The sequence below is a fragment of the Amycolatopsis sp. NPDC050768 genome (genome assembly GCF_040654155.1).
Lineage (GTDB): Bacteria > Actinomycetota > Actinomycetes > Mycobacteriales > Pseudonocardiaceae > Amycolatopsis.
The window spans coordinates 491374-511617 of the sequence record NZ_JBFAHL010000005.1 but is presented as its reverse complement, the minus strand read 5'-3'; the positions used below and the strand labels follow the sequence as shown (position 1 = coordinate 511617).

At 71.7% G+C, this 20244-nt stretch carries 16 protein-coding genes; 10 read left to right on the top strand and 6 right to left on the bottom strand.

Features of this window, described 5'->3' with window-relative positions; genetic code table 11:
* Positions 1 to 45 precede the first annotated feature (45 nt).
* The 4 genes from AB0H62_RS18415 (at position 46) to AB0H62_RS18400 (ending at position 4062) form a co-directional block, all read left to right on the top strand.
* Entirely contained in the window at positions 46 to 1464 is a 1419-nt protein-coding gene (locus tag AB0H62_RS18415; RefSeq protein ID WP_360587052.1) for a M1 family metallopeptidase, read from the top strand.
* A 58-nt stretch (positions 1465 to 1522) separates the two neighbouring features.
* On the top strand, positions 1523 to 2398 hold the full coding sequence (locus AB0H62_RS18410) for a peptidylprolyl isomerase (protein WP_360587050.1): 876 nt from the start codon (positions 1523 to 1525) through the stop codon (positions 2396 to 2398).
* A gap of 102 nt (positions 2399 to 2500) precedes the next feature.
* Positions 2501 to 3388 (top strand): hypothetical protein, encoded by an 888-nt coding sequence (locus tag AB0H62_RS18405; RefSeq protein ID WP_255638173.1) that lies wholly within the window; start codon positions 2501 to 2503, stop codon positions 3386 to 3388.
* Complete coding sequence (locus AB0H62_RS18400) at positions 3307 to 4062, top strand: hypothetical protein (protein ID WP_360587048.1); 756 nt, start codon at positions 3307 to 3309, stop codon at positions 4060 to 4062. Before AB0H62_RS18405 ends, AB0H62_RS18400 begins: the two co-directional genes overlap by 82 nt.
* 58 nt (positions 4063 to 4120) lie before the next feature.
* Here AB0H62_RS18400 and AB0H62_RS18395 read toward each other — a convergent pair whose 3' ends face one another.
* From AB0H62_RS18395 to AB0H62_RS18375, 5 genes are all read right to left on the bottom strand, one after another.
* Positions 4121 to 5881, bottom strand: coding sequence for an FAD-dependent monooxygenase (locus AB0H62_RS18395; protein ID WP_360587046.1), 1761 nt, complete (start codon positions 5879 to 5881; stop codon positions 4121 to 4123).
* Between the two features lie 14 nt (positions 5882 to 5895).
* Entirely contained in the window at positions 5896 to 7821 is a 1926-nt protein-coding gene (locus AB0H62_RS18390; protein ID WP_360587044.1) for a maleylacetate reductase and hydroxyquinol 1,2-dioxygenase domain-containing protein, read from the bottom strand.
* Between the two features lie 109 nt (positions 7822 to 7930).
* Entirely contained in the window at positions 7931 to 8815 is an 885-nt protein-coding gene (locus AB0H62_RS18385; RefSeq protein ID WP_220241889.1) for an AraC family transcriptional regulator, read from the bottom strand.
* Between the two features lie 290 nt (positions 8816 to 9105).
* Complete coding sequence (locus tag AB0H62_RS18380) at positions 9106 to 9930, bottom strand: NAD(P)-dependent oxidoreductase (RefSeq protein ID WP_360587042.1); 825 nt, start codon at positions 9928 to 9930, stop codon at positions 9106 to 9108.
* Between the two features lie 43 nt (positions 9931 to 9973).
* Positions 9974 to 10783, bottom strand: coding sequence for an IclR family transcriptional regulator (locus tag AB0H62_RS18375; protein WP_220241887.1), 810 nt, complete (start codon positions 10781 to 10783; stop codon positions 9974 to 9976).
* A 217-nt stretch (positions 10784 to 11000) separates the two neighbouring features.
* Between AB0H62_RS18375 and AB0H62_RS18370 the strand changes: the two genes are divergently transcribed.
* From AB0H62_RS18370 to AB0H62_RS18345, 6 genes are all read left to right on the top strand, one after another.
* Complete coding sequence (locus AB0H62_RS18370) at positions 11001 to 11942, top strand: 5-dehydro-4-deoxyglucarate dehydratase (protein WP_220241886.1); 942 nt, start codon at positions 11001 to 11003, stop codon at positions 11940 to 11942.
* The gene (locus AB0H62_RS18365) at positions 11939 to 13195 is read left to right on the top strand and encodes a glucarate dehydratase family protein (RefSeq protein WP_360587039.1); all 1257 of its coding nucleotides are present in this window, start codon (positions 11939 to 11941) and stop codon (positions 13193 to 13195) included. The genes AB0H62_RS18370 and AB0H62_RS18365 overlap by 4 nt, the downstream gene beginning before the upstream one ends.
* 4 nt (positions 13196 to 13199) lie before the next feature.
* Positions 13200 to 14348, top strand: coding sequence for a hypothetical protein (locus AB0H62_RS18360; protein ID WP_360587037.1), 1149 nt, complete (start codon positions 13200 to 13202; stop codon positions 14346 to 14348).
* Between the two features lie 3 nt (positions 14349 to 14351).
* Positions 14352 to 15848: an aldehyde dehydrogenase (NADP(+)) gene (locus AB0H62_RS18355; protein ID WP_360587035.1), complete on the top strand. Its 1497-nt coding sequence runs from the start codon at positions 14352 to 14354 to the stop codon at positions 15846 to 15848.
* Between the two features lie 170 nt (positions 15849 to 16018).
* Positions 16019 to 18400: a polysaccharide lyase 8 family protein gene (locus AB0H62_RS18350; RefSeq protein WP_360587033.1), complete on the top strand. Its 2382-nt coding sequence runs from the start codon at positions 16019 to 16021 to the stop codon at positions 18398 to 18400.
* 145 nt (positions 18401 to 18545) lie between these two features.
* Positions 18546 to 20021, top strand: a complete 1476-nt coding sequence (locus tag AB0H62_RS18345) for an NAD(P)/FAD-dependent oxidoreductase (RefSeq protein ID WP_360587089.1) — start codon at positions 18546 to 18548, stop codon at positions 20019 to 20021.
* 68 nt (positions 20022 to 20089) lie between these two features.
* Here the strand turns inward: AB0H62_RS18345 and rpmJ are convergent, their stop codons facing one another.
* Positions 20090 to 20212 (bottom strand): 50S ribosomal protein L36, encoded by a 123-nt coding sequence (rpmJ, locus tag AB0H62_RS18340; RefSeq protein WP_220241881.1) that lies wholly within the window; start codon positions 20210 to 20212, stop codon positions 20090 to 20092.
* Positions 20213 to 20244: the final 32 nt, after the last annotated feature.

Here is a 20244-nt window from a genome sequence, read left to right as displayed (position 1 = left end):
CCTGCTGGAAGACGACCACCTGACGGAAAGCGGGGTTCTGCTCGCGTGACCTCGAAGGCTGCCGCGCCGGCACCCGGCGCGGAAACCTCCGCAGATTCGTACCTCCCCGGTCACGGCAACGGCGGCTACCACGTCAGCCACTATGACCTGGACCTCGACTACCGCGTCGGGCCCAACCGGCTCAGCGGTACCGCGGTGCTCACCTGCGTGGCGACGCAGGCTCTGTCGCGGCTGACGCTCGACCTCGGCGAGTTCCGCGTCTCGCGGGTATTCGTCGACGGCCGGCCGGCGAAGTTCGTCCGGCGCGGGCTGAAGCTCCAGGTGAAGCCCGTCCGGTCGATGGCGGCCGACGCGGAGTTCCGTGTCGAGGTCCGCTACGTCGGCAACCCGCGGCCGGTGCCGAGCCGATGGGGCGACATCGGGTGGGACGAACTCACCGACGGCGCGCTCGTCGCGAGCCAGCCGATCGGCGCTCCGTCGTGGTTCCCGTGCAACGACCACCCGGCCGACAAGGCGACCTACCGCGTCACGGTGACGACCTCGTCGTTGTACCTGGTCGCGGTGACGGGGAACCTCGTGTCGCGCTACCAGTCGGCGAGCACCGCGACCTGGGTGTTCGAGCGGCCGGAGCCGACGGCGACGTACCTGATGAGCGTGCAGGTCGGGCGCTACGACGACATCGAGCTCGTGGCCGGGGCCGGCTCAGGCTGGTTCTCGCACCCCGAGGCGCGGGCGTTCCGGCTGCGCCTCGGGTTCGGGCGCGCCAGCAGCGTCGAGTCCGTGGTGTCGACCGTGCCGCAGCGGGCCGCGGTGCCGCCGCGGCTGCGCAAGGCGTTCGGGCGCGACTTCGGCCGCCAGGGCCGGATGATGGACGTGCTGCAGCGCCTCTTCGGGCCGTACCCGTTCGGCGAGTACGTGGTGGTCGTGACCGACGACGAGCTCGACGACCCGATCGAGGCGCAGGGGATGTCCATCTTCGGCGCCAACCACGTCGACGGCCGGCGTACCTACGAGCGCCTGGTCGTGCACGAGCTCGCGCACCAGTGGTTCGGCAACAGCCTCACCGTCGCCGACTGGCGCCACATCTGGCTCAACGAGGGCTTCGCGACATACGCGGAGTGGCTGTGGTCGGAGGAATCCGGCGGTCAGTCGGCGGAGTCGCTGGCGCGGATGTGGCACGCGCGCATGAAGACCAGGCCGGCCGACGTGCGCATCAGCGACCCGGGTGTGGGACGGATGTTCGACGAGCGCGTGTACAAACGCGGCGCGCTCACGCTGCACGCCCTGCGCGGCGAGATCGGCGACCCGGCGTTCTTCGCGCTCGTCAAGGCGTGGACCTCGGAACACCGCCACGCCACGGTGAGCACCGAGGAGTTCGTCGCGTCCGCCGAGGCCTACGCCGCTCGCTCCCTGCGGCCGTTCTTCACAGCTTGGCTGGAGACACCCGCGCTGCCGGAGCTGTAACCCGTTCCCCCGCGCGAGCCGGGGCGGGCAGAATAGCGGCCTGACGAAGGGGGCGTCCATGACGTGGCCGCAGCAGCCCGGTCCGCCACGGCGAAGTGGCACCGGCGCGTGGGTGGTGTTCGGCGCGGTGGTGGTGGTCGTGGTCGCTTTCGGAGTGACCGCGTTCGTCGCCCCGGGGTTCCTCCGCCCGACGCGCACGCTGTCGGGCGTGGGACAGGTCGTGCCGGGCGCTTCCGTGGCGGCTCCGCCGTCTTCGGACGCCGTTGCGCCGTCGGCGGGCGACGCGCCGCCGGTCTCCATCCCGACCGCGCGCACGGCGGAACCGCATCGCCCGCAACCGCTGGCCGACCCGTCGAGCTGCAGCTACCCGGCCGACCCGAACGGGCCCGCTGCCAAGCCCGCGACGCCGCCCGCCGACGGGCCGGAGCCCGCGAGTGGCACCGTCGGCGCGACGCTGGCCACCACGGCCGGGGACATCGGGCTGACGCTGGACCGCGCGCTCGCGCCGTGCACGGTGGCGAGTTTCGTGACGCTGGCCAAGGAGGGCTTCTACACGGGGACCAGCTGCCACCGGCTCGGCACGACCGATCTGCAGATGCTGCAGTGCGGCGACCCGGCCGGCGACGGCACGGGCGGGCCGGGGTACACGGTGCCGGACGAGTTCTTCCCGCAGCTGGCCTACGGCCGCGGCCTGGTCGCGTTGGCCAACACAGGCCAGCCCACGTCCGGCGGCAGCCAGTTCTTCCTGATGTTCGGCGACACGCCGATCTCGCCGACGTACACGGTGTTCGGCACCGTCTCCGACGCCGGGCTCACCGTTCTGGACAAGGTCGCGCGTGGTGGTGTGGACACGTCGTCGGCGGGCGCGTACGGCGACGGCACAGGACGGCCGCGGATCCCCGTCACCTTCACGGCGGTGTCGGTCCAAGGCTGAGCAGCGCGGGGTTGGCGGTCCGGAGCCGAGCACCCGGCGTCACCCCGGCCAGCACGCGGACGGCGGCTGCGGCCCCGCTCGCCGGGACGGCAGGCTCTCCCGATGGCTTCCGTCAGGCGGCAACGGCATCTGAACCAGGCGCTCATGGGCATCCCGCGACGGGCGGAGTCGTCGGACCGGGCCACGCTGACGCGGACTTTCGTGGCGGCCGGGTCGTTTTCGGCGATGCTGCACTCGACCGACCACCAGGTGCTCTACGGCCGCCGCGGCGCGGGCAAGACGTACGCGTTGCTGTACCTCAGTGATCTCGTGGACCGCACCGGCGACGTCGCGGTCTATGCCGACCTGCGCACGCTCGGCGGTGCCGGCGGGTTGTACTCGGACGGCGGAACGTCGGCGGCTGTCCGGGGGACGCAGCTGCTCGTGGACACGATCGAGGCGGTGCACGAGGAACTGCTGACCGTGGCCGTGGAGCGCGAGCTGGGCAACCCGGACACGCTGTTGCCGGCACTCGACGCGCTCGCCGAGGCGGCCACGGCGGTCGAGGTGGTGGGGGAGGTGGAGCGCGAGACGCGGGCGAGCGCGTCGGAGGAAGCGGCCCTCGGCGTCGAGGTCGGCCTGCCGCCCACGGCGTGGATCTCGCTGGGGCACAAGCGTTCCGCCGGCCGCGAGAGTCGGCTACGGCGCACCGGTACGGAGCGCCACCACGTGGTGTTCGGCCCGCTGGGGCGCGCACTGCGCGCGGTGATCCGGGCGCTGGAAGGCCGCCGGCTGTGGCTGCTGCTCGACGAGTGGAGCGCGCTTCCCTTGCAGCTGCAGCCGTTGCTGGCCGATCTGCTGCGCCGTACGTTCCTGCCGACGGCGGGGGTCACCGTGAAGATCGCCGCCATCGAACGGCGTGAGCATGCATGGGAAAACACTGTCGTGAACGGCTCGCCGACGGCGACCACCTCGGCATCGAGGTCGGCGCCGACGCCGCCTCGGCCGTGAGCCTCGACGACATCATGATCCTCGATGACGCCCGCACCCGCGCGCTGGAGTTCTTCGCGCAGCTGTTCCACAACCACGCCGCCGTCCGGCTGGTCGCCACACTCCCGGCGCCGCCGCCCGACGCTGAGGCGTTCGTCGCGGAAACCTTCCGCGGCACCGCGTTCGCCGAGTTCGTGCGCGCGGCCGAAGGCGTGCCGCGCGACGCGATCAACATCGCGGCCCTGGCGGCCCAGCACGCGCAGGACCAGCCCCTCGGGCTGCGCGAGGTCCGCCTCGCCGCCCGCGACTGGTACCTGCGCGACAAGCACAGCGCCATCAGCGCCGACGAGGCGGCCACGACATTGCTGCGCCTGCTCGTCGACGAGGTCGTCGGCCGGCGCCGCTCGCGCACCTTCCTGCTCGACCGCTCGCCGGGCCCGCGCCACGCCGTGATCGCCGACCTCTACGACGCGCGGCTGCTGCACGTCCTGCGCCGCGGGCTCGCCGATCCGCACCGGCCCGGCACGCTGTACGACGGCTTCGCCATCGACTACGGCTGTTACGTGGCTCTGCTGCTGGGCAAGGACGCCGCCCGCCGCCCGCACGCGCGCGGTTCGTGGCTCACGCTGCCGAAGGGCGTGCCGCCCAACGGGTTCAACCTCGCGCACGAAGCCGTGGATCTCGAGGCCCTGTAACGCGGTCCGCCCGCGGAGCCACCGAAGTGACCCGCGGGCGGACAGTGCGCACTGGACCTCAGGCGCGGGACAGCACCGTCTTCAACGCAGAAAGCAGCGCCGTCGTCGCTTCGGGTTCCGCGGCGCCGGTCGAGTGGCGCCAGGCCACGTAGCCGTCCGGGCGGACCACCAGCGCGCCGGCTTCGTCGATCTCGCTCGCGCGGGTCCAGTCGCCGTAGGAGTCGCGGGCGCCCTCGGCGCCGACGGTCACCACGCGCAGGTCCAGGCCGAGCTCCGCGGCCGCCTTCTCCGCGGCGACGCGCCAGGACTCGCCCGACAGACCCGTGACGACGCTCCAGCGGCCGTGGCCGACGAGGTCCAAAGTGGACACCCGGCGGCCGTGCGAGCCGACGAGCCACACGTGCGGGATCTTCGCGCCCGGCGTGGTCGTGGCCTGGTGGAACAGCTCCGGGTCGCGGCCGGACACCGAGGCTGTGTCGCCCGAGCCGTCCGGGATCACGGCGGTCGAGTCGTAGCGCTGGTCCAGCTCCACGCCGTGGGCGTTGAACTCGTAGTGCTTGAGCTCGATGGCCTTCTCCAGCTGGCGGCGCTTGAGCGCCCCGTCCTCGGTCGGCGCCTCGCACGCGGCCAGGCCGGCGGCGATGGCGTCGGCGTCGGTGTCGCCGGTGATGCCGAGCGTCTCGAAGATCGGGCCGAACTGGTCGCGGGAGAGGTTCGCGCGGTCCACGATCTGCTTGCCGACCGGCGCGCGCTCGGCCGAGTAGCTCTCCAGCAGCTCCTCGCCCGCCTCGCCGCGCACGACCATCGCGAGTTTCCACGCGAGGTTGTACGAGTCCTGGACGGACGTGTTCGAGCCGAGGCCGTTGGACGGCGGGTGCCGGTGCACGGCGTCGCCGGCGCAGAACACGCGGCCGCTGGAGTACTGCGTGGCGTAGCTGTGGTTGACCGTCCACAGTGAGGTCGAGGTGATCTCGACTTCCAGCTCCGGGTCGCCGATGAGGTCGCGCACGATCCGCGTCGCCTCTTCCGGGTCGACCTCCGGCGGCGCCTGCGCGATGTCGTAGCCCCACACGAGCAGCCACTTGTTCCACGGCCGCACCATGCGGACCAGGCCCATGCCGATGCCGCCCAGGTGCGCGCCCGGCCGCATGACCCAGTAGAGCACGCTCGGGCGGTGGGCCACGTACTTGCCGAGGTCGGCGGTGAACGTGATGTTCATGCTGCCGGCCTTGCCCGTCTCGCCGGCGATCGGCAGCCCCGCCTGCTCCGCGACCCGGCTGCGCGCGCCGTCGGCGCCGATGAGGTACCGGGCCCGCAGCGTGAACTCGTCGCCGCGCACGCGGTCGAGGAAGCGCGCGGTGACACCGTCGGCGTCCTGGGTGAAGTCGAGGAACTCCGTGTCCAGGCGCAGTTTCGCGCCGCGCTCGGCGGCGTTGGTCGCGAGGATCGGCTCCAGGTAGGTCTGGGGCAGGTCGATCATGTGGCACGGGCTCGCCGCGCCGTACTCGGTCGCCGAGCGGTCGCCGGTACCCCAGCTCGCGATGCGGCCGATCTCGTTGCCGGCCAGCGACGTGCACAGCACGGTGTCGCCCATCAGCTCCGGCGGCGTGCCCTGCGCCAGGGCCTGCTCCTCGATGCCGAGGTCGCGCAGGACCTCCATGGCCCGCTGGTTGGTGATGTGGGCGCGCGGCGTGTTCGCCGTCCAGCCGTACTTGGTGGCCAGCACCGTGCGCACGCCGTAGGTAGCGAGCAGCAAGGCCGCGGTTCCCCCGGCCGGCCCGCTGCCGACCACGATGACGTCGGTGTCGTACTCGTTCATGGTGGGAGTCCTCGTCAGTGCGCGGGGGCGGGGGAGATGCGGAACGTGAAGTCGAGGCGGCGCCAGCCGTTCGCGGGCTCGCGGCCGTCGGGCGCGGGGCCGGACTGCTCGGCGAAGTCGACGATCAGCCCGTCCTTGACACCGAACACCGTATCGGAGTCGAGGTAGTCGCCGCCCCGGACGAACAGCTGCGTCACGAGCGTGCGGAAGCCCGGCTTGGCGATCATGAAGTGCACGTGAGGCGCGCGGAACGGGTGGCGCTCGACCGCGTCGAGCATGTGCCCGACCGGGCCGTCGGCCGGGATCGGGTAGGCCGAGGGCACGATGGTCCAGAACTTGAGCTGGCCTTCGGCGTCGGTGCGGAAGCGGGCGCGCAGTACCGGGCCGTCGACGTCGGGGAGCTGCACGTCGTAGAAGCCGTCCTCATTGGACTGCCAGACGTCGACGATGGCGTCGGCGACGGGGGTGCCGTGGGTGTCGGTGACGGTGACGTCGGTCCACAGGGGAGTGCCGGGCAGGCCGTCGGCGAGGTCGGCGCCTTGGGCGGTCTCGGGCGGGCCCTGCACGTAGAACGGCCCGAGTACCGCCGACGGGGTGGTGTCGGGGGTGCGGGAGTTGGTGAGGACGTCGACCACGCTGGACACGCCGAGGGTGTCGGACAGGAGGATGAACTCCTGGCGCTTGTCGTCGGAGATCTGGCCGGTGCGGGTCAGGAACCCGATGGCGTACTCCCACTCCTGCTGGGTGAGGTCGGTGCGGACCACATAGGAGTGCAGGGTCCGGACGAGTTCCTGGAGGAGTTCGCGCAGGCGGGTGTCCGGAGTGGCGGCGAAGCTCTCCACGACCTCGCTGGTGAGGCTGCGCAGGTCCGGTTTGGTGCCTTCGGCGGGTGCGGGGCGGGTGCCGGCCCAGGCTTGGCGCAGCAGGTCTTCGATGCCGTCGCGGGTGACTTCGCGCGGGTTCGGATACGGCTTGGCCGTGGCGATCTCGGCGGCCGTGGCGATGTCGTTCTCGGTGAACCCGAGCTCGCCCAGCGAGTGCGGGACGGGCAGGCTCGCGATGAGGTCGTAGACGCCGGTCGCGGCGTCGGGTGTGCCGAGCACGTCGGCGATGCGGCGCAGGGCGTCGGGGGCGCCGGTGGTGTTGTAGGCCATGGCGTAGGGCAGGACCACGGTGTGGGTCTCGGAGTGGGGCAGGTCGAAGCTGCCGCCGAGGGTGTGGCAGAGCTTGTGGTGCAGGGCCATGCCGACCGAGCCCAGGCAGGTCCCGGCCAGCCACGCGGCGCGCAGGGCTTCGCTGCGGGCGTCCACATCGGACGGATCGGCGGCGATGCGGGGGAGGGCGGAGGCGAGCAGCCGGATCGCTTCGAGGGCGAACTGGTCGACGATCGGGTTGGCGTCGGGCGAGTAGAGGGCCTCGACGGCGTGGGCCATGGCGTTGATGCCGCTGGTGAGCGACACCTGCACGGGCAGTTTCAGGGTGAGGTCCACGTCGTAGACGACGACTTCGGGCTGCACCTTGGGTGTGGTCTGCGTGGTCTTGCGCCCGTCGGCCGTCTCGCCGAGCACCGGGGTCATCTCCGAGCCGGCGTAGGTCGTGGGCACGATGATCTGCGGCAGATCCGTACGCAACGCGATCGCCTTCGCCAGACCGGTCGTCGAGCCGCCGCCGATGGCGAGGACGCAGTCGACGTCGTTCTCGGTCACGACCTTGAGCGCGCGCTCGGTCACGTCCACGGGTGTGTGCATCGCGGCTTCGTCGAAGCGGGCGGCGAGCAGCGGGCCGAGCGACTCGGCGACGCGGTCCGCAGGCCCGGCCAGCGGCGGGCTGCCCAGCAGCAGGACGCGGGTCGCGCCGAGGCGGCGCACCTCGTCGGGCAGCGAGGCGAGGGTGCCGCTGCCGAAGACGACCCGGGCCGGGTTCGCGGTGTAGCTGAACATCGTTGGTCCTTCCACGCGGGTGCCTCGAGTATCCGGATGTCGCCGCCCGGTTTCCTGCACGTTCCTGCCGCGCAGGCAGCACGAAACGCGCGCGTCACCCGGAGGGCGCTTATCCCTCGCGCCGCAGGGCCGCCGGAGTGGTGCCGAGCTGCGTGCGCAGCACCCGCGTGAGGTGCTCCTGGTGCGAGAAGCCGCAGCCGGCCGCGATGTCGGCGATCGGGTCGCTGGAGGTGCGCAGCAACAGCCGGGCCTGCTCGACGCGCAGCTTCAGCAGGTACTGGTGCGGCGGCAGGCCGGTGCGGGCCTTGAAGCGGCGGGCGAACCGGCTCACGCTCAGCCCGGTCACGGCCGCCAGCTCGGGCAGGCCCAGCGGTTCCGCGAGCCGCTCGCACATCAGGTCGCGCACGCGGTCGAACTGCCGGTCCGACAGCGCGGCGGGCGCCGCCGGGACCGGCTCGGCGGTGGTGCCCCCGGCACGGTGGCGGCGGGCGAGGTGGGTGGCCACGAGGGCGCACAGCTGGTCGGCGTACGTGCGAGCGCTCGGCTCCCAGTCGCGGACCACGCCGTCGAGGGAGAGCAGGAGCTGCTCCAGCAGCGGGTCGACGGTGCCGAGCTCCTCCGAGAGCCGGATCGGCGTGTCGGTACCCGCGGCCTCCTGCACGGCCGAGTCGGCGACGTACACGTGCAGCGTGTCGAGCTCCCCGCCCAGCTCCACGGACAGGTCCGCGTGCGAAGGCTGCAGGAACAGGCCGCCGGCCGGCACACGCCGGCTCTGCTCTCCCGGCGTGCCGACCCGGCGGCGGACCGTCACGGGCCCGGCTAGGTGCAGGATGAGCTGGTGGGTCGGGGCCGCGGCGAACAGGCCGCGGTGGGGCCGTTCGTGCTGCTTCGACAGGTAGAGGTGCTCCCAGCCGAGACCGGCGCTGGTGCGTTCGGGCCGGATCCAGGGCAGCGCGAGGATGCCGTTGGTGTCGGCGGCCGAAAGCTCACCCACCCGCGTCCTCCTCGTCACGCCGTCTCCGAACACCACGAGTGTAGGCGCCTGCGCGGCTGCACCGGACGCGCGAAGGCCCGCCGGGCAGCTCGGGTTCCCGGAGTGGTCGCGACACCCGGTTCAGGGGATGCGATGAGCGTTCGTCGCCAGGCGGCCGTCCTCGCAAAACGCTCGGCTGGGGCACCCCAGCCGAGCGCTTGGCCTGGCTTCTGACCGAAGCCAGTGGACAAGTTGCCCCGACCCCTCGAATCGGTCCAGGTCGGCGGGCCCTCACGGCAAGCGGGGGCGGCTCAGAGCGGGTTGAACTGCCCGAGCGGAGCGGTGCAGAACGGCCCGCCGACGAACTCCGCGGCCGCGCCCGTCGGGGCGGGCTTGTCGGCGAGCTGCCCGGCGTAGACCTCGGCGTTGTCGAGGGACTTGTAGCCCAGCGCCTCGGCCTCGGCGAGCGAGTAGACGCGCCGGGTGTTGTCCGAGACGCCCCAGACCAGCCGGTAGCCGGGCGAAGGCGCGCTCAGGCAGGCCTCGAACAGGCGCGCGCCGTCGTCGGGGGAGAGCCACGTGGTCAGCCCGCGCGGGCCGAGCGGCAGCGGCGTCTCGAAGCACGAGCCGATGCGGATCACGATCACGTCCATGTCGAACCGCGACGCGTACAGGCTGCCCAGCGACTCGATGGCCGCCTTGCTCACGCCGTAGTAGGTGTCCGGCCGCGGGCTCGAGTCGGCGGGCAGGCCGGCGGCACCGGCGTCGGCGTTGCGGCGGAAGCCCACCGCGTGGTTGCTCGACGCGAGGACCACTCGCTTGACCCCGGCTTGGCGGGCGGCCTCGAGCACGGTGTGGGTGCCGTTGATGTTGACGTCGAGCGTGGCTTCCCACGTGTTCTCGCGGCTGTGGCCGCCGAGGTGGATCAGGGCGTCGGCACCGGAGCAGGCCGCCGCCATCGCCTCGCGGTCGGTGACCGAGCCGGTCACGATCTCGACGGCTTCGCCCGTCTCGGCCGGAGCCTGCTCGGCCAGGTCGAGCAGCCGCAGCACCCGGCCGGGCTTGCGCAGCCGCGGGCGCATCAGGGTGCCGACGATGCCGGCCGATCCGGTGATCAGCACGCGCTGGTCTGCCATGGGGTTCCTCTCGAAACGCTTCGCAACAGGGGAATGGCGGCGGTCAGCGGATGCCGGCCCGGCGCAGCTGCTGCCCGAGCTCGGCGGTCGTCTCGGCCAGGAGCTCGCCGACGCGCTGGACGTCGGCGTCGGTGACCTGGCCGACCGGCATCGAGCAGCTCATCGCGTCGGTGCCCGGGATGCGGTACGGGATCACGGCGGCGACGCACCGGACCCCGAGCGTGCCTTCCTCGATCTCGGCGGCGTAGCCGACCTCGCGGGTGCGCGCGAGGTCGGCGTGCAGCTGCTCGCGAGTGGTGATCGTGTGCGGCGTGAGCGGCGGGAGCTTCGCCGGCATCAGCTCTTCGATCTCGTCGTGCGTCAGCTCGGCGAGCAGCGCCTTGCCCAGCGCCGTGGCGTGGGTGGGCAGCGTGCGGCCGACGCGCGAGACGAGGTGCGTCGAGTGCTGCGACTCGCGGGTCTCGAGGTACACGACCTCGGTGCCGTTGCGGCGCGCGAAGTGCGCGGTGAACCCGGTCTTCTCGCGGATGCGCTCCAGCGCCTCGGTGGCGAACGGGACGATCGCGTCGCGATCGAGGTAGGCGGTGCCGCAGATCAGCGCGCGCACGCCGAGGCGGTAGCGCGCGGTGTTCGCGTCGGCTTCGAGCCAGCCGGCTTCCAGCAGCGTGCGCAGCAGGCCGTGGAGGCTGGAACGCGGGAAGCCGGTGCGCGCGTGCAGGTCGGACAGCGACAACCACACGTCGTTGGCCGCGAACGTCTCGATGAGGTCGATGGCGCGCCGCGCGGACTTCACGCCCGCGCTCTCCGCACCGGGCGTCGCGATCCGCTCCGCGGTGGCCGGCTTCTGCGCCATGTGCGTCCTCCAACCGGGCCGTTGACTTGTGACTCCGGCCATATTAGCGTCCCGAACAGCATTCTTATGGATGAACATAATCAGCATAACAGACTCCATTCAAGAGTGTGAACACCGGGGCGGTCTCAAGCGAGGAGACGGCGGCGGTGGGATCGTCGAACCCGTGGCCGGGCACGCCACCCGGACGCCCCGACGAGGACGGAAAGAGCAGAAACTGATGGCACAGCCCAAGATCGAGCTGGACGGCCTGCTGGCGTTCCCGCTGACGCCGTTCACCGAGGACCTCGAGGTGAACCTCGACGGGTTCGCGGAGAACGTGGAGGGCCACGTGGCCGCCGGCGCGGGCGCGTTGTTCGTCGCGTGCGGCACGGGCGAGTTCTCCTCGCTCTCGCCCGACGAGGTCGCGGCGCTGCTGGCGCGGGCGCGCGAAGTCGTGGCCGGGCGCGTGCCCGTGTGGATCGGGGCCGGTGGCGGTGCGGCCGCCGCGCGCGCGGGTGTGGCCGCGGCTCAGGCCGGTGGCGCCGACGGTGTGCTGTTGCTGCCGCCGTACCTGGTTTCCGGGCCGCAGGCGGGGCTGGTCGATTTCGTGCGGTTCGCCGTGGGCGACACGTCGGTGCCGGTGATCGTGTACCACCGCGGCACGGGGGTGTTCACGGCTCCGTCGGCCGCACGGCTGCTCGACATCCCGTCGATCGTCGGGCTCAAGGACGGGTACGGCGACGCGGAAGTGATGACGCGCATCGTCACCACGATCCGTTCGCTGGGCACGCAGCGATCCGAGGACTTCTTGTTCTTCAACGGGTTGCCGACGGCGGAGGTGTCGGCGAAGGCGTACGCGGCGATCGGCGTGGCGCGGTATTCCTCGGCGGTGCACTGTTTCGCGCCGGAGATCGCGCACCGGTTCCACCGCGCGCTGGCCGAGGGCGACACGGACGTGATGGACACGTTGCTGGCCGGGTTCTACTTGCCGCTGGTGGCGTTGCGAGATGAGACGCCGGGGTTCGCGGTGTCGCTGGTCAAGGCCGCCGCCCGGCTGCGCGGTGACAAGGTCGGCCCTGTCCGGCCGCCGCTGGTGGAGCCGACGACCGAGCAGGTCGACCGGCTCGGCGGAATCGTGGAACGCGGGTTCGAGGTGCTCAAGGGGATCGAGGGCCGATGAACATCCGGGATGTGGTGCTCACGCCCGTCGCGTTCGCGGATCCTCCGTTGTTGAACGTGATGGGGGTGCACGAGACTTTCGCGTTGCGCAGCGTGGTGCAGGTGGTGTGCGACGACGGTGTGGTCGGGCTCGGTGAGTCCTACGGTGACGCGGCGTTTCTGGGTGAGGTGCGCAAGGTCGTGCCGGAGCTGGCCGGGCACGATGTGTTCGATCTGCCGGGGTTGAAGCGGATCGTGACGCGGGTGCTGGCCGGGACGGTGCTGAGCGACGAGCACGGGTTGATCGGCGGGTTCTCCATCCGCAAGACGATCGCCAGCGTGTATTCGCTGTTCGAGGTCGCGTGCCTGGACGCGCAGGGCCAGGTGCTCGGTCGTCCGGTCGTCGATCTGCTGGGCGGCAAGGCCCGTGATGCGGTGGATTTCTCGGCGTACCTGTTCTACAAGTTCGGCGCTCACGTCGGAGCCGAGGTGGATTCCTGGGGCGAGGTGATCACGCCGGAGGCGCTCGTGGGCGAGGCCCGGCGGATGATCGAGCAGTACGGGTTCCGGTCGATCAAGCTGAAGGGCGGCGTGTTCAAGCCTGAGGAAGAGGTCGAGGGCATCCGGGCGTTGGCGGAGGCGTTCCCGGGTCACCCGTTGCGGATCGACCCGAACGCCGCGTGGACCGTCGAGACGAGCATCCGGGTCGCGGCCGAGCTCGACGGTGTCCTGGAGTACCTCGAAGACCCGACGCCGGGCATCGAGGGCATGGCGCGGGTCGCGGCCGAGGCGAGCATGCCGTTGGCGACCAACATGTGCGTGGTCAACTTCGGCGACATCGAGCCCGCGTTCCGGGCCCGGGCGATCGGGGTGCTGTTGTCCGATCACCACTTCTGGGGCGGGATGCGCGACACCCAGGCGTTGTCGGTGCTGTGCGAGAGTTTCGGGGTCGGGCTGTCGATGCACTCCAACAGCCACCTCGGCATCAGCCTGGCCGCGATGGTCCACGTCGCCGCCGCGACGCCGCACCTGACGTATGCGTGCGACACGCACTGGCCGTGGAAGACGGCCGATGTGATCGTGCCCGGGGTGCTGGAGTTCGTCGAGGGCGCGGTGGCGGTGCCGGACAAGCCGGGGCTGGGCATCGAACTGGACCAGGACGCGCTGTCCCGCGCGCACGAGGACTACGTCCGTTGTGGACTGACGAAACGGGACGACGTGACCTACATGCGCTCCTACGTGCCGGACTTCGAACCCAACACGGCCCGGTGGTGACCCCGTGAAGGTGACCGGATACGCCTACTCCTGGGACGTCCTCGGCGACCCCGGTTTCGTGGAGCGCGTGCAGGACCTGGAAGTGGACGAGGTCGCCGTGGCGCTGACCTACCACAGCGCCCGGGCCGCCACGCCGTACTCCGCCGAGCGCACCTCGGTGATCGCTCGCACGGCGGCGAGCTACCGGCCCGTGCGTGAAGAAGCGTGGCAGGGCCGGGAACTGCGTCCGTCCACTCCGGACTGGGTCGCGCAGCCCGACAGCGGTGGCGATGCCGTGCGCCTGCTCAACGCCGCGGGGATTCCGGCCGCCGCCTGGATCGTGCTCACGCACAATTCCCGGCTGGGCACGGCTTTCCCGCAGTACACCGTGCGCAACTGCTTCGGCGAGTCCTACCCGTGGGCACTGTGCCCGGCCCAGCCTGCCGTGCGCGAGTACGCGGCCACGCTGACCGCCGAGGCCGTGGCGGGGCTGGAGGTCTCGTCGGTGATCCTCGAGGCGTGCGGCCCGCTCGGCGCGGTGCACCAGCACCAGCACGAGAAGACCGACGGAGTGTGGGCGCCCGCCGTGGCGCGCCTGCTGTCGATCTGCTGCTGCGATGCCTGCGCCGAAGGCTGGACCGGCCTCGCCGCCGCCGAGGTGCGCGAGACGCTGCGCACGGAGGTCCGCCGGCTGCTCGACACGGCCGACCTCACCGTCACCGAGGACCGGCTGCCCGTCGCGCTCAAGGACACCGTGCTCGCCGGGCGCCACCGCGCCACCGACGCGTTGCGGGCCGCGGTGCTCGCCGAGCTGGAACCGGGCATGCGGATCGTGCTGCACGGCGCGCTCGACCCGTGGGTCACCGGTGCGCTGCCGGGCCTTACGCCGACCGCGGCCGAGGACGCCTCCGCGGTCGTGCTGCAGAACTGGGCGCCGGGCCAGGGCAGCGTCGACGGCGTGGCCGCGGCCCGGCGGGCGCTGCCGGAGGACGTGGCGGTGGGCAGCTACATCACCGCCGTCGCCGCGAGCCCCGTGCCCGACATCAAGGCGTACGTCACCGAGCTCGGCAAGGCCGGCGCGGCCGAGCTGCACCTCTACCATCTGGGCTTGGCGGGTCCCGGCCGATGGCCGGACCTGCACGCGGCCACGGCGGCCGCACGCAGCCTGCCCTGAACCGTGCTTGAACCTGAGCGATTCACCGAGGAGACACGTTCCACCATGAGCCGAGAAACCTCCGAACCGGAGCTCGAGCGCACCCTCGCCGCCGCGGCCGCGGCCGCCCGCCCGTTCGCGGCGAGCACGCCCGCCGAGCGCGCCGGCTGGCTCGAAGCCGCCGCCGACGCTCTTGACGCTGAAGCCGAGGAGCTGATCGCCCTCGCCCACACCGAGACCCACCTGCCCGCCGCGCCGCGCCTGAAGGGCGAGCTCGCCCGCACCACGTTCCAGCTGCGCCTGTTCGGCCAGGTCCTGCGCGACGGCGCGTTCCTCGGGGCCACCGTCGACCACGCCGACGCCGAGTGGCCCATGGGCCCGCGCCCCGACATCCGCCGGGTGCTCGTGCCGATCGGCCCGACGCTGGTGTTCGCGGCCAGCAACTTCCCGTTCGCGTTCAGCGTCGCGGGTGGCGACACCGCCTCCGCGCTGGCCGCGGGGTGCCCGGTGATCCTCAAGGCGCACCCGGGCCACGAGGAGCTGTCCACGCGCACGGGCGAGATCGTCGTCGGCGCGCTCGCCGCCGCCGGTGCGCCCGCGGGCGCGTTCGCCGTGATCCACGGGTTCGAGCAGGGCGTGACTGCGCTCAAGGACCCGCGCGTCCAGGCCGCGTCGTTCACCGGCTCCGTGCCGGGCGGGCGCGCGCTGTTCGACATCGCCGTCTCGCGGCCCACGCCGATCCCGTTCTACGGCGAGCTCGGCAGCGTGAACCCGGTCGTCGTGACGCCGGGCGCGGTCGCCCAGCGCGGCGAGGCCGTGGCCAGGGCGTACGCGGGGTCGTTCAGCCTCGGTGCCGGCCAGTTCTGCACGAAGCCGGGCCTGCTGTTCCTGCCCGAGGGCCACGGTCTCGACGGCGTGCTGCGCGAGGCCGTCGGCGCCGTCGCGGGCCAGCCGATGCTCAACGAGCGCATCGCGCAGGGCTTCGCGCACAAGCTCTCCGAGCTGCGCCAGGCCCCGGGTGTGACCACGGTCGTCGACGGCACGCACCAGGGCGAGTCGTTCACCCCGAGCCTGCTCTCGACCACGGCCAAGGAGTTCCTGGCCGGCGGGGAAGCGGTGCGGGAGGAGCACTTCGGTCCCGCGTCGCTGATCGTCACCTACAGCGACGCCGACGAGCTCATCGGCGTGCTCGACACGCTGGAGCCGGGCCTGACCGCGACGGTGCAGGGCGAGGCCGACGAGGCCGACTACGTCCGCCCGCTGCTGCCTTCGCTGACCCGCCTCGCCGGGCGGCTGCTGTGGAACGACTGGCCCACCGGCGTCACGGTGAGCTGGGCGCAGCAGCACGGCGGCCCGTACCCGGCCACCACCGCGCCCACCACCACGTCGGTCGGCACCGCTGCCATCGAGCGGTTCCTGCGCCCGGTCGCGTGGCAGGGCTTCCCCGACGCGCTGCTGCCCGAGCCGCTGCAGGAGCAGAACCCGTGGCAGCTGCCGAGGCGCACGGACGGAGCGCGCTGACTTTCCGCCTGAATTTTCCGCGCTGAACAACCACAACTGAATTCTCCTTTTGCCGATCCGGCCAAAAGTAGGCCGACCCCCACACGGCACGTAACCGTTGCCAACGATCGGCACAGCGGTCCCCGAAAACCCCGCAAGCCAAGGACGTCTTGATCCTGGGAGGCATTGTCATGCCCGTAAACCGGAGAACTGCCCTGCGCGGCGGCGCCGTCGCGGCCGCCTCGGTGGCCCTGACCGCCGCCGCGCACCCGGCATTCGCGGCGGGTTCCGCGCCCGCCGCGACGGTGTCCGCCGCCAACGGCGCGGCCGCCGATCCCTTTAACGCGATCGTGGCCGGCTACCGCGAGATGCAGACCGGGATCAACCGGCCGTCGGCCGAGCGCACGGCCGCGCTGAAGAACCTCGGCCGCGTCGCGAAGGCCTACAACGACACGATGACCGTCACCGGTGGTCCACTGTGGACCGACCTGCCGCTGGGGCCGGGCAGCGACTACACCACGTCGATGTACGCGCGGCTGCGGGCCATCGCGGTCGACTGGGGCACGCCGGGCGGCACGCTCTCGGGCGACCCGCAGGTGCTCGACCGCATCAAGAAGGCGCTCGAGCTGATCTACGCGAGCCAGTACAACCCGCAGGTCGGCGAGATCGGCAACTGGTACACCTACGAGATCGGCGTGCCGTACTACGTGCTGCACACGCTCGTCACGGTCGCCGACGAGCTGACGGCCGACGAGCTCGCGCGCTACGTCAGCCCGATCAAGCGGTTCGTGGGCAACCCCAACGTGCGGGCGAACAGCCCGAGCACCGTCGAGACCGGCGCCAACCGGGCCGACAAGGCCCTGATCTCGATCGTCTCCGGCGCGCTCATCGGCGACACCGCGTGGATCAAGACGGGCATCGACGCGCTCACCGACGTTGCCGGCGGCGGCGCGGCGAGCCTCGTGGCCAAGCTGGACAAGGCGGGCAGCGACGGCTTCCACGTGGACGGCTCGTTCATCCAGCACGACACCATCCCGTACCCCGGTCACTACGGCATCGTGCTGCTGACCGCGCTCTCCGGCGCGATCCACGTGACCGAAGGCACCGAGTACGCGCTGCCCGAGGACCTCAAGCAGAAGATCTACGCGCTGGTGCCCGACACGTTCGCCCCGTTCGTCTACGCGGGCGCGCTGATGGAGCCGGTGCGCGGGCGAATGCTCTCGCGCCAAGGCGAAACCGGCCACGACATCGGCCACCAGCTCACTGTCGCCACGCTCGTGCTGGCGCGCGCGGCCACCGGCGCCGCCAAGGCCGAGCTGTCGGGTCTCGCGGCGAAGTGGATCTCCGAAGGCACGTACGCGCCGTTCCTGGAGATCCCCGACCCGGAGCGGTTCGCGCCGGGCCCGGACCTCGTGGCGACGCCGGGCATCGAGTTCGCGCAGGAGATGCTCGCGACCCACGTGCGGCCGACGCCGATCACGGCCACGCACCGGATCTTCGGCCAGCAGGACCGGATGCTGCACGTGACCGAGGGCTGGTCGAGCTCGCTCGCCGTGGGGTCCACGCGGATCTCGCGCTACGAGTCGATCAACGGCATGAACCAGCACGGCTGGTACGTCGGCGATGGCGTGCTGTACCTGTTCCTGCCGAAGGCCAAGGGGCACTACTCCGACGCGTACTGGCCGACCGTCGACCCGCTGCTGCTGCCCGGTGCCACCACGAAAGCCGGCCCGACGGGTGCGCTGCAGTCCACGCCGATGTCGACCAAGGCCCACGTCGGCGGCGTCCGGTGGGACGCGCGCCACGGTGCGTACGCTTTTGACTTCGTGTCGCTGGACGGCACGCTGACCGCGAAGAAGTCGTGGTTCTTCACGCCGGCGGGCGTCGTCTGCCTCGGCGCGGGGATCACCGACACGTCGGGGCAGCAGGTGCGGACCACGATCGAGAACCGCAACCTGGGGGAGAACGGCCGGGGCACGCTGCTGGCCGACGGGCGGCTCGTCTCGTCCGCGCCGGGCCGCACGACGTCGCTGCGCAACCCGCACTGGCTGCACCTCGACGACGTCGCCGGCTACGTGCTGCTCGACAAGGCCGACGTGACCGCGCTGCGCGAGGACCGCACCGGCGCGTGGCGCGACATCGACACAGGCGCGAACACCAAGGGCACGACCGATCCGTACACGCGGCGTTACCAGAAGCTCGTGATCGAGCACGGAGTGAAGCCTTCGGACGCGAAATACGCGTACGCGGTGTTGCCCGCGGCCTCGGTGGTGAGCACCGTCGCTTCGGTGCTCGCGTGGCGAGTGCGGGCGAACACAGCCGCCGTTCAGGCGATCCGGCTGTGGGACAACACACTCCTCGCAAACTTCTACAAGGCGGATACTGTAGATGAGGTAACTGTCTCAGGTCCGGCTTCCGTGGCTCTGGGGCGCAGCGGCTCGGGCTGGCAGCTCGCCGTCTCGGATCCGACGCAGTCGCAGGACAGCGTGCGGGTGACGGTGCGGCGCCAGACCGTGGAGGTCCCGCTGAAGGGCACCTTCGGCGCGACGCAGGTCGTGAACCTGCCGCGCTGACCCTCGGTTTCCCTGCCGGGCCGGTGATTCCCCGCCCGGCCCGGCAGGGCCCCACGTCCGAACCTCGTTCGGCCCGGGCCCCGCCGAAAGGCCATTCCGACGGTACGATCTCGGGAACACGCTCGAGCCGGGGAGAGTGATCACGATCGCCACGCACGTCGACGTCCTCGTGGTGGGTGCGGGGTTGTCCGGGATCGGGGCGGCGTGCCGCCTCCAGCTTCGGACTCCCGGCAAGACGTACGCCATCCTGGAAGCTCGCGACTCGATCGGCGGGACCTGGGACCTCTTCCGCTACCCGGGCATCCGGTCCGACTCGGACATGTTCACGCTCGGTTACCCGTTCCGGCCGTGGAAGGACCCGAAGGCCATCGCCGACGGTCCCTCGATCCTCAGCTACATCCGCGCCACGGCCGAGGCCCACGGCGTCGAGCGCCACATCCGCTTCGGGCACCGCGTGGTGTCCGCTTCGTGGTCCTCGGCCGAAGCGCGCTGGACGGTCGAGGCCGAGCACGACGGCGAGCCGGCCACGTTTACCTGCTCGTTCCTGTACCTGTGCAGCGGCTACTACAGCTACGACAGCGGCCACGTCGTCGACTTCCCGGGCCGAGAGGACTTCGTCGGCGAGATCGTGCACCCGCAGCACTGGCCCGCGGACCTGGACTACGCGGGCAAGAACGTCGTGGTGATCGGCAGCGGCGCCACCGCCGTGACGCTGGTGCCGGCGATGGCGCCCGAAGCGGCTTCGGTGACCATGCTGCAGCGCTCGCCGAGCTACGTTGTCGCGCGCCCCGGGGCCGACGCGCTCGCCGACCGCCTGCGGGCCGTGCTGCCGGAGAACCTGGCGCACCGGCTGGTGCGCGGCAAGAACGTGGTGATGGGCACGCTGTTCTTCCAGCTCATGCGCCGCCTGCCCGAGCGCGCGGCCGCGGTGCTGCGCGACGGCGTGGCGAAGCAGCTGCCGCCGTCGATTCCCGTCGACCCGCACTTCGTGCCCGCCTACAACCCGTGGGACCAGCGCCTGTGCCTGGTGCCCGACGCCGACCTGTTCCGCGCACTGCGCAGCGGCAAGGCCGACGTGGTCACCGACCACATCACCCGCTTCACCCCGGGCGGCATCCAGCTGGAGTCGGGGCGTGAGCTGCCCGCCGACGTCATCGTCACCGCGACCGGCCTGCGCATGGTCGCGTTCGGCCAGGTCGCGTTGACCGTCGACGGCCGGGCCATCAACCCGGGCGAGCAGCTCGTCTACAAGGGCATGATGTTCGGCGGCATCCCCAACCTGGCGTGGTGCGTGGGCTACACCAACAACTCGTGGACCCTGCGCGCCGACCTCGCCTCGCAGTACGTCTGCCGGCTGATCTCGCACATGGACCGCCACGGCTACGTCGCCTGCGCCCCCGACCCGGGCCGCGCCCCGACCACGGGCCTGCGCCCGGTCGTCGACCTGATGTCGGGCTACATCAAACGCGCCACCTCGGCCCTGCCGAAACAAGGCGACCGCCGCCCGTGGGTGATGCGCCAGAACTACCTGCTGGACCTGGCCGACATGCGTCTCAACCGCCTCGACGACGGTGTCATGGCCTTCCGCCGGGCGGACGAACGCATCCCGACGCCGGCCTGAGCACACACTGAGCACACAAAAAAAGGGCGCCACCCACCTGAGGTGGATGGCGCCCGACGCAGTGCAGCTCAGCCCTGGCGAGCCTTGTTCCGCGGGTTGTCGCGGTTGATCACGAGGATCTTGCCGTGCCTGCGGATGACCTGGGCCCCCTGCTGGCGAGCCAGCGACCTGACCGACGCGCGAACCTTCATGGTTACCCGTCCTCTCTTCGAAGTCTCGTTCT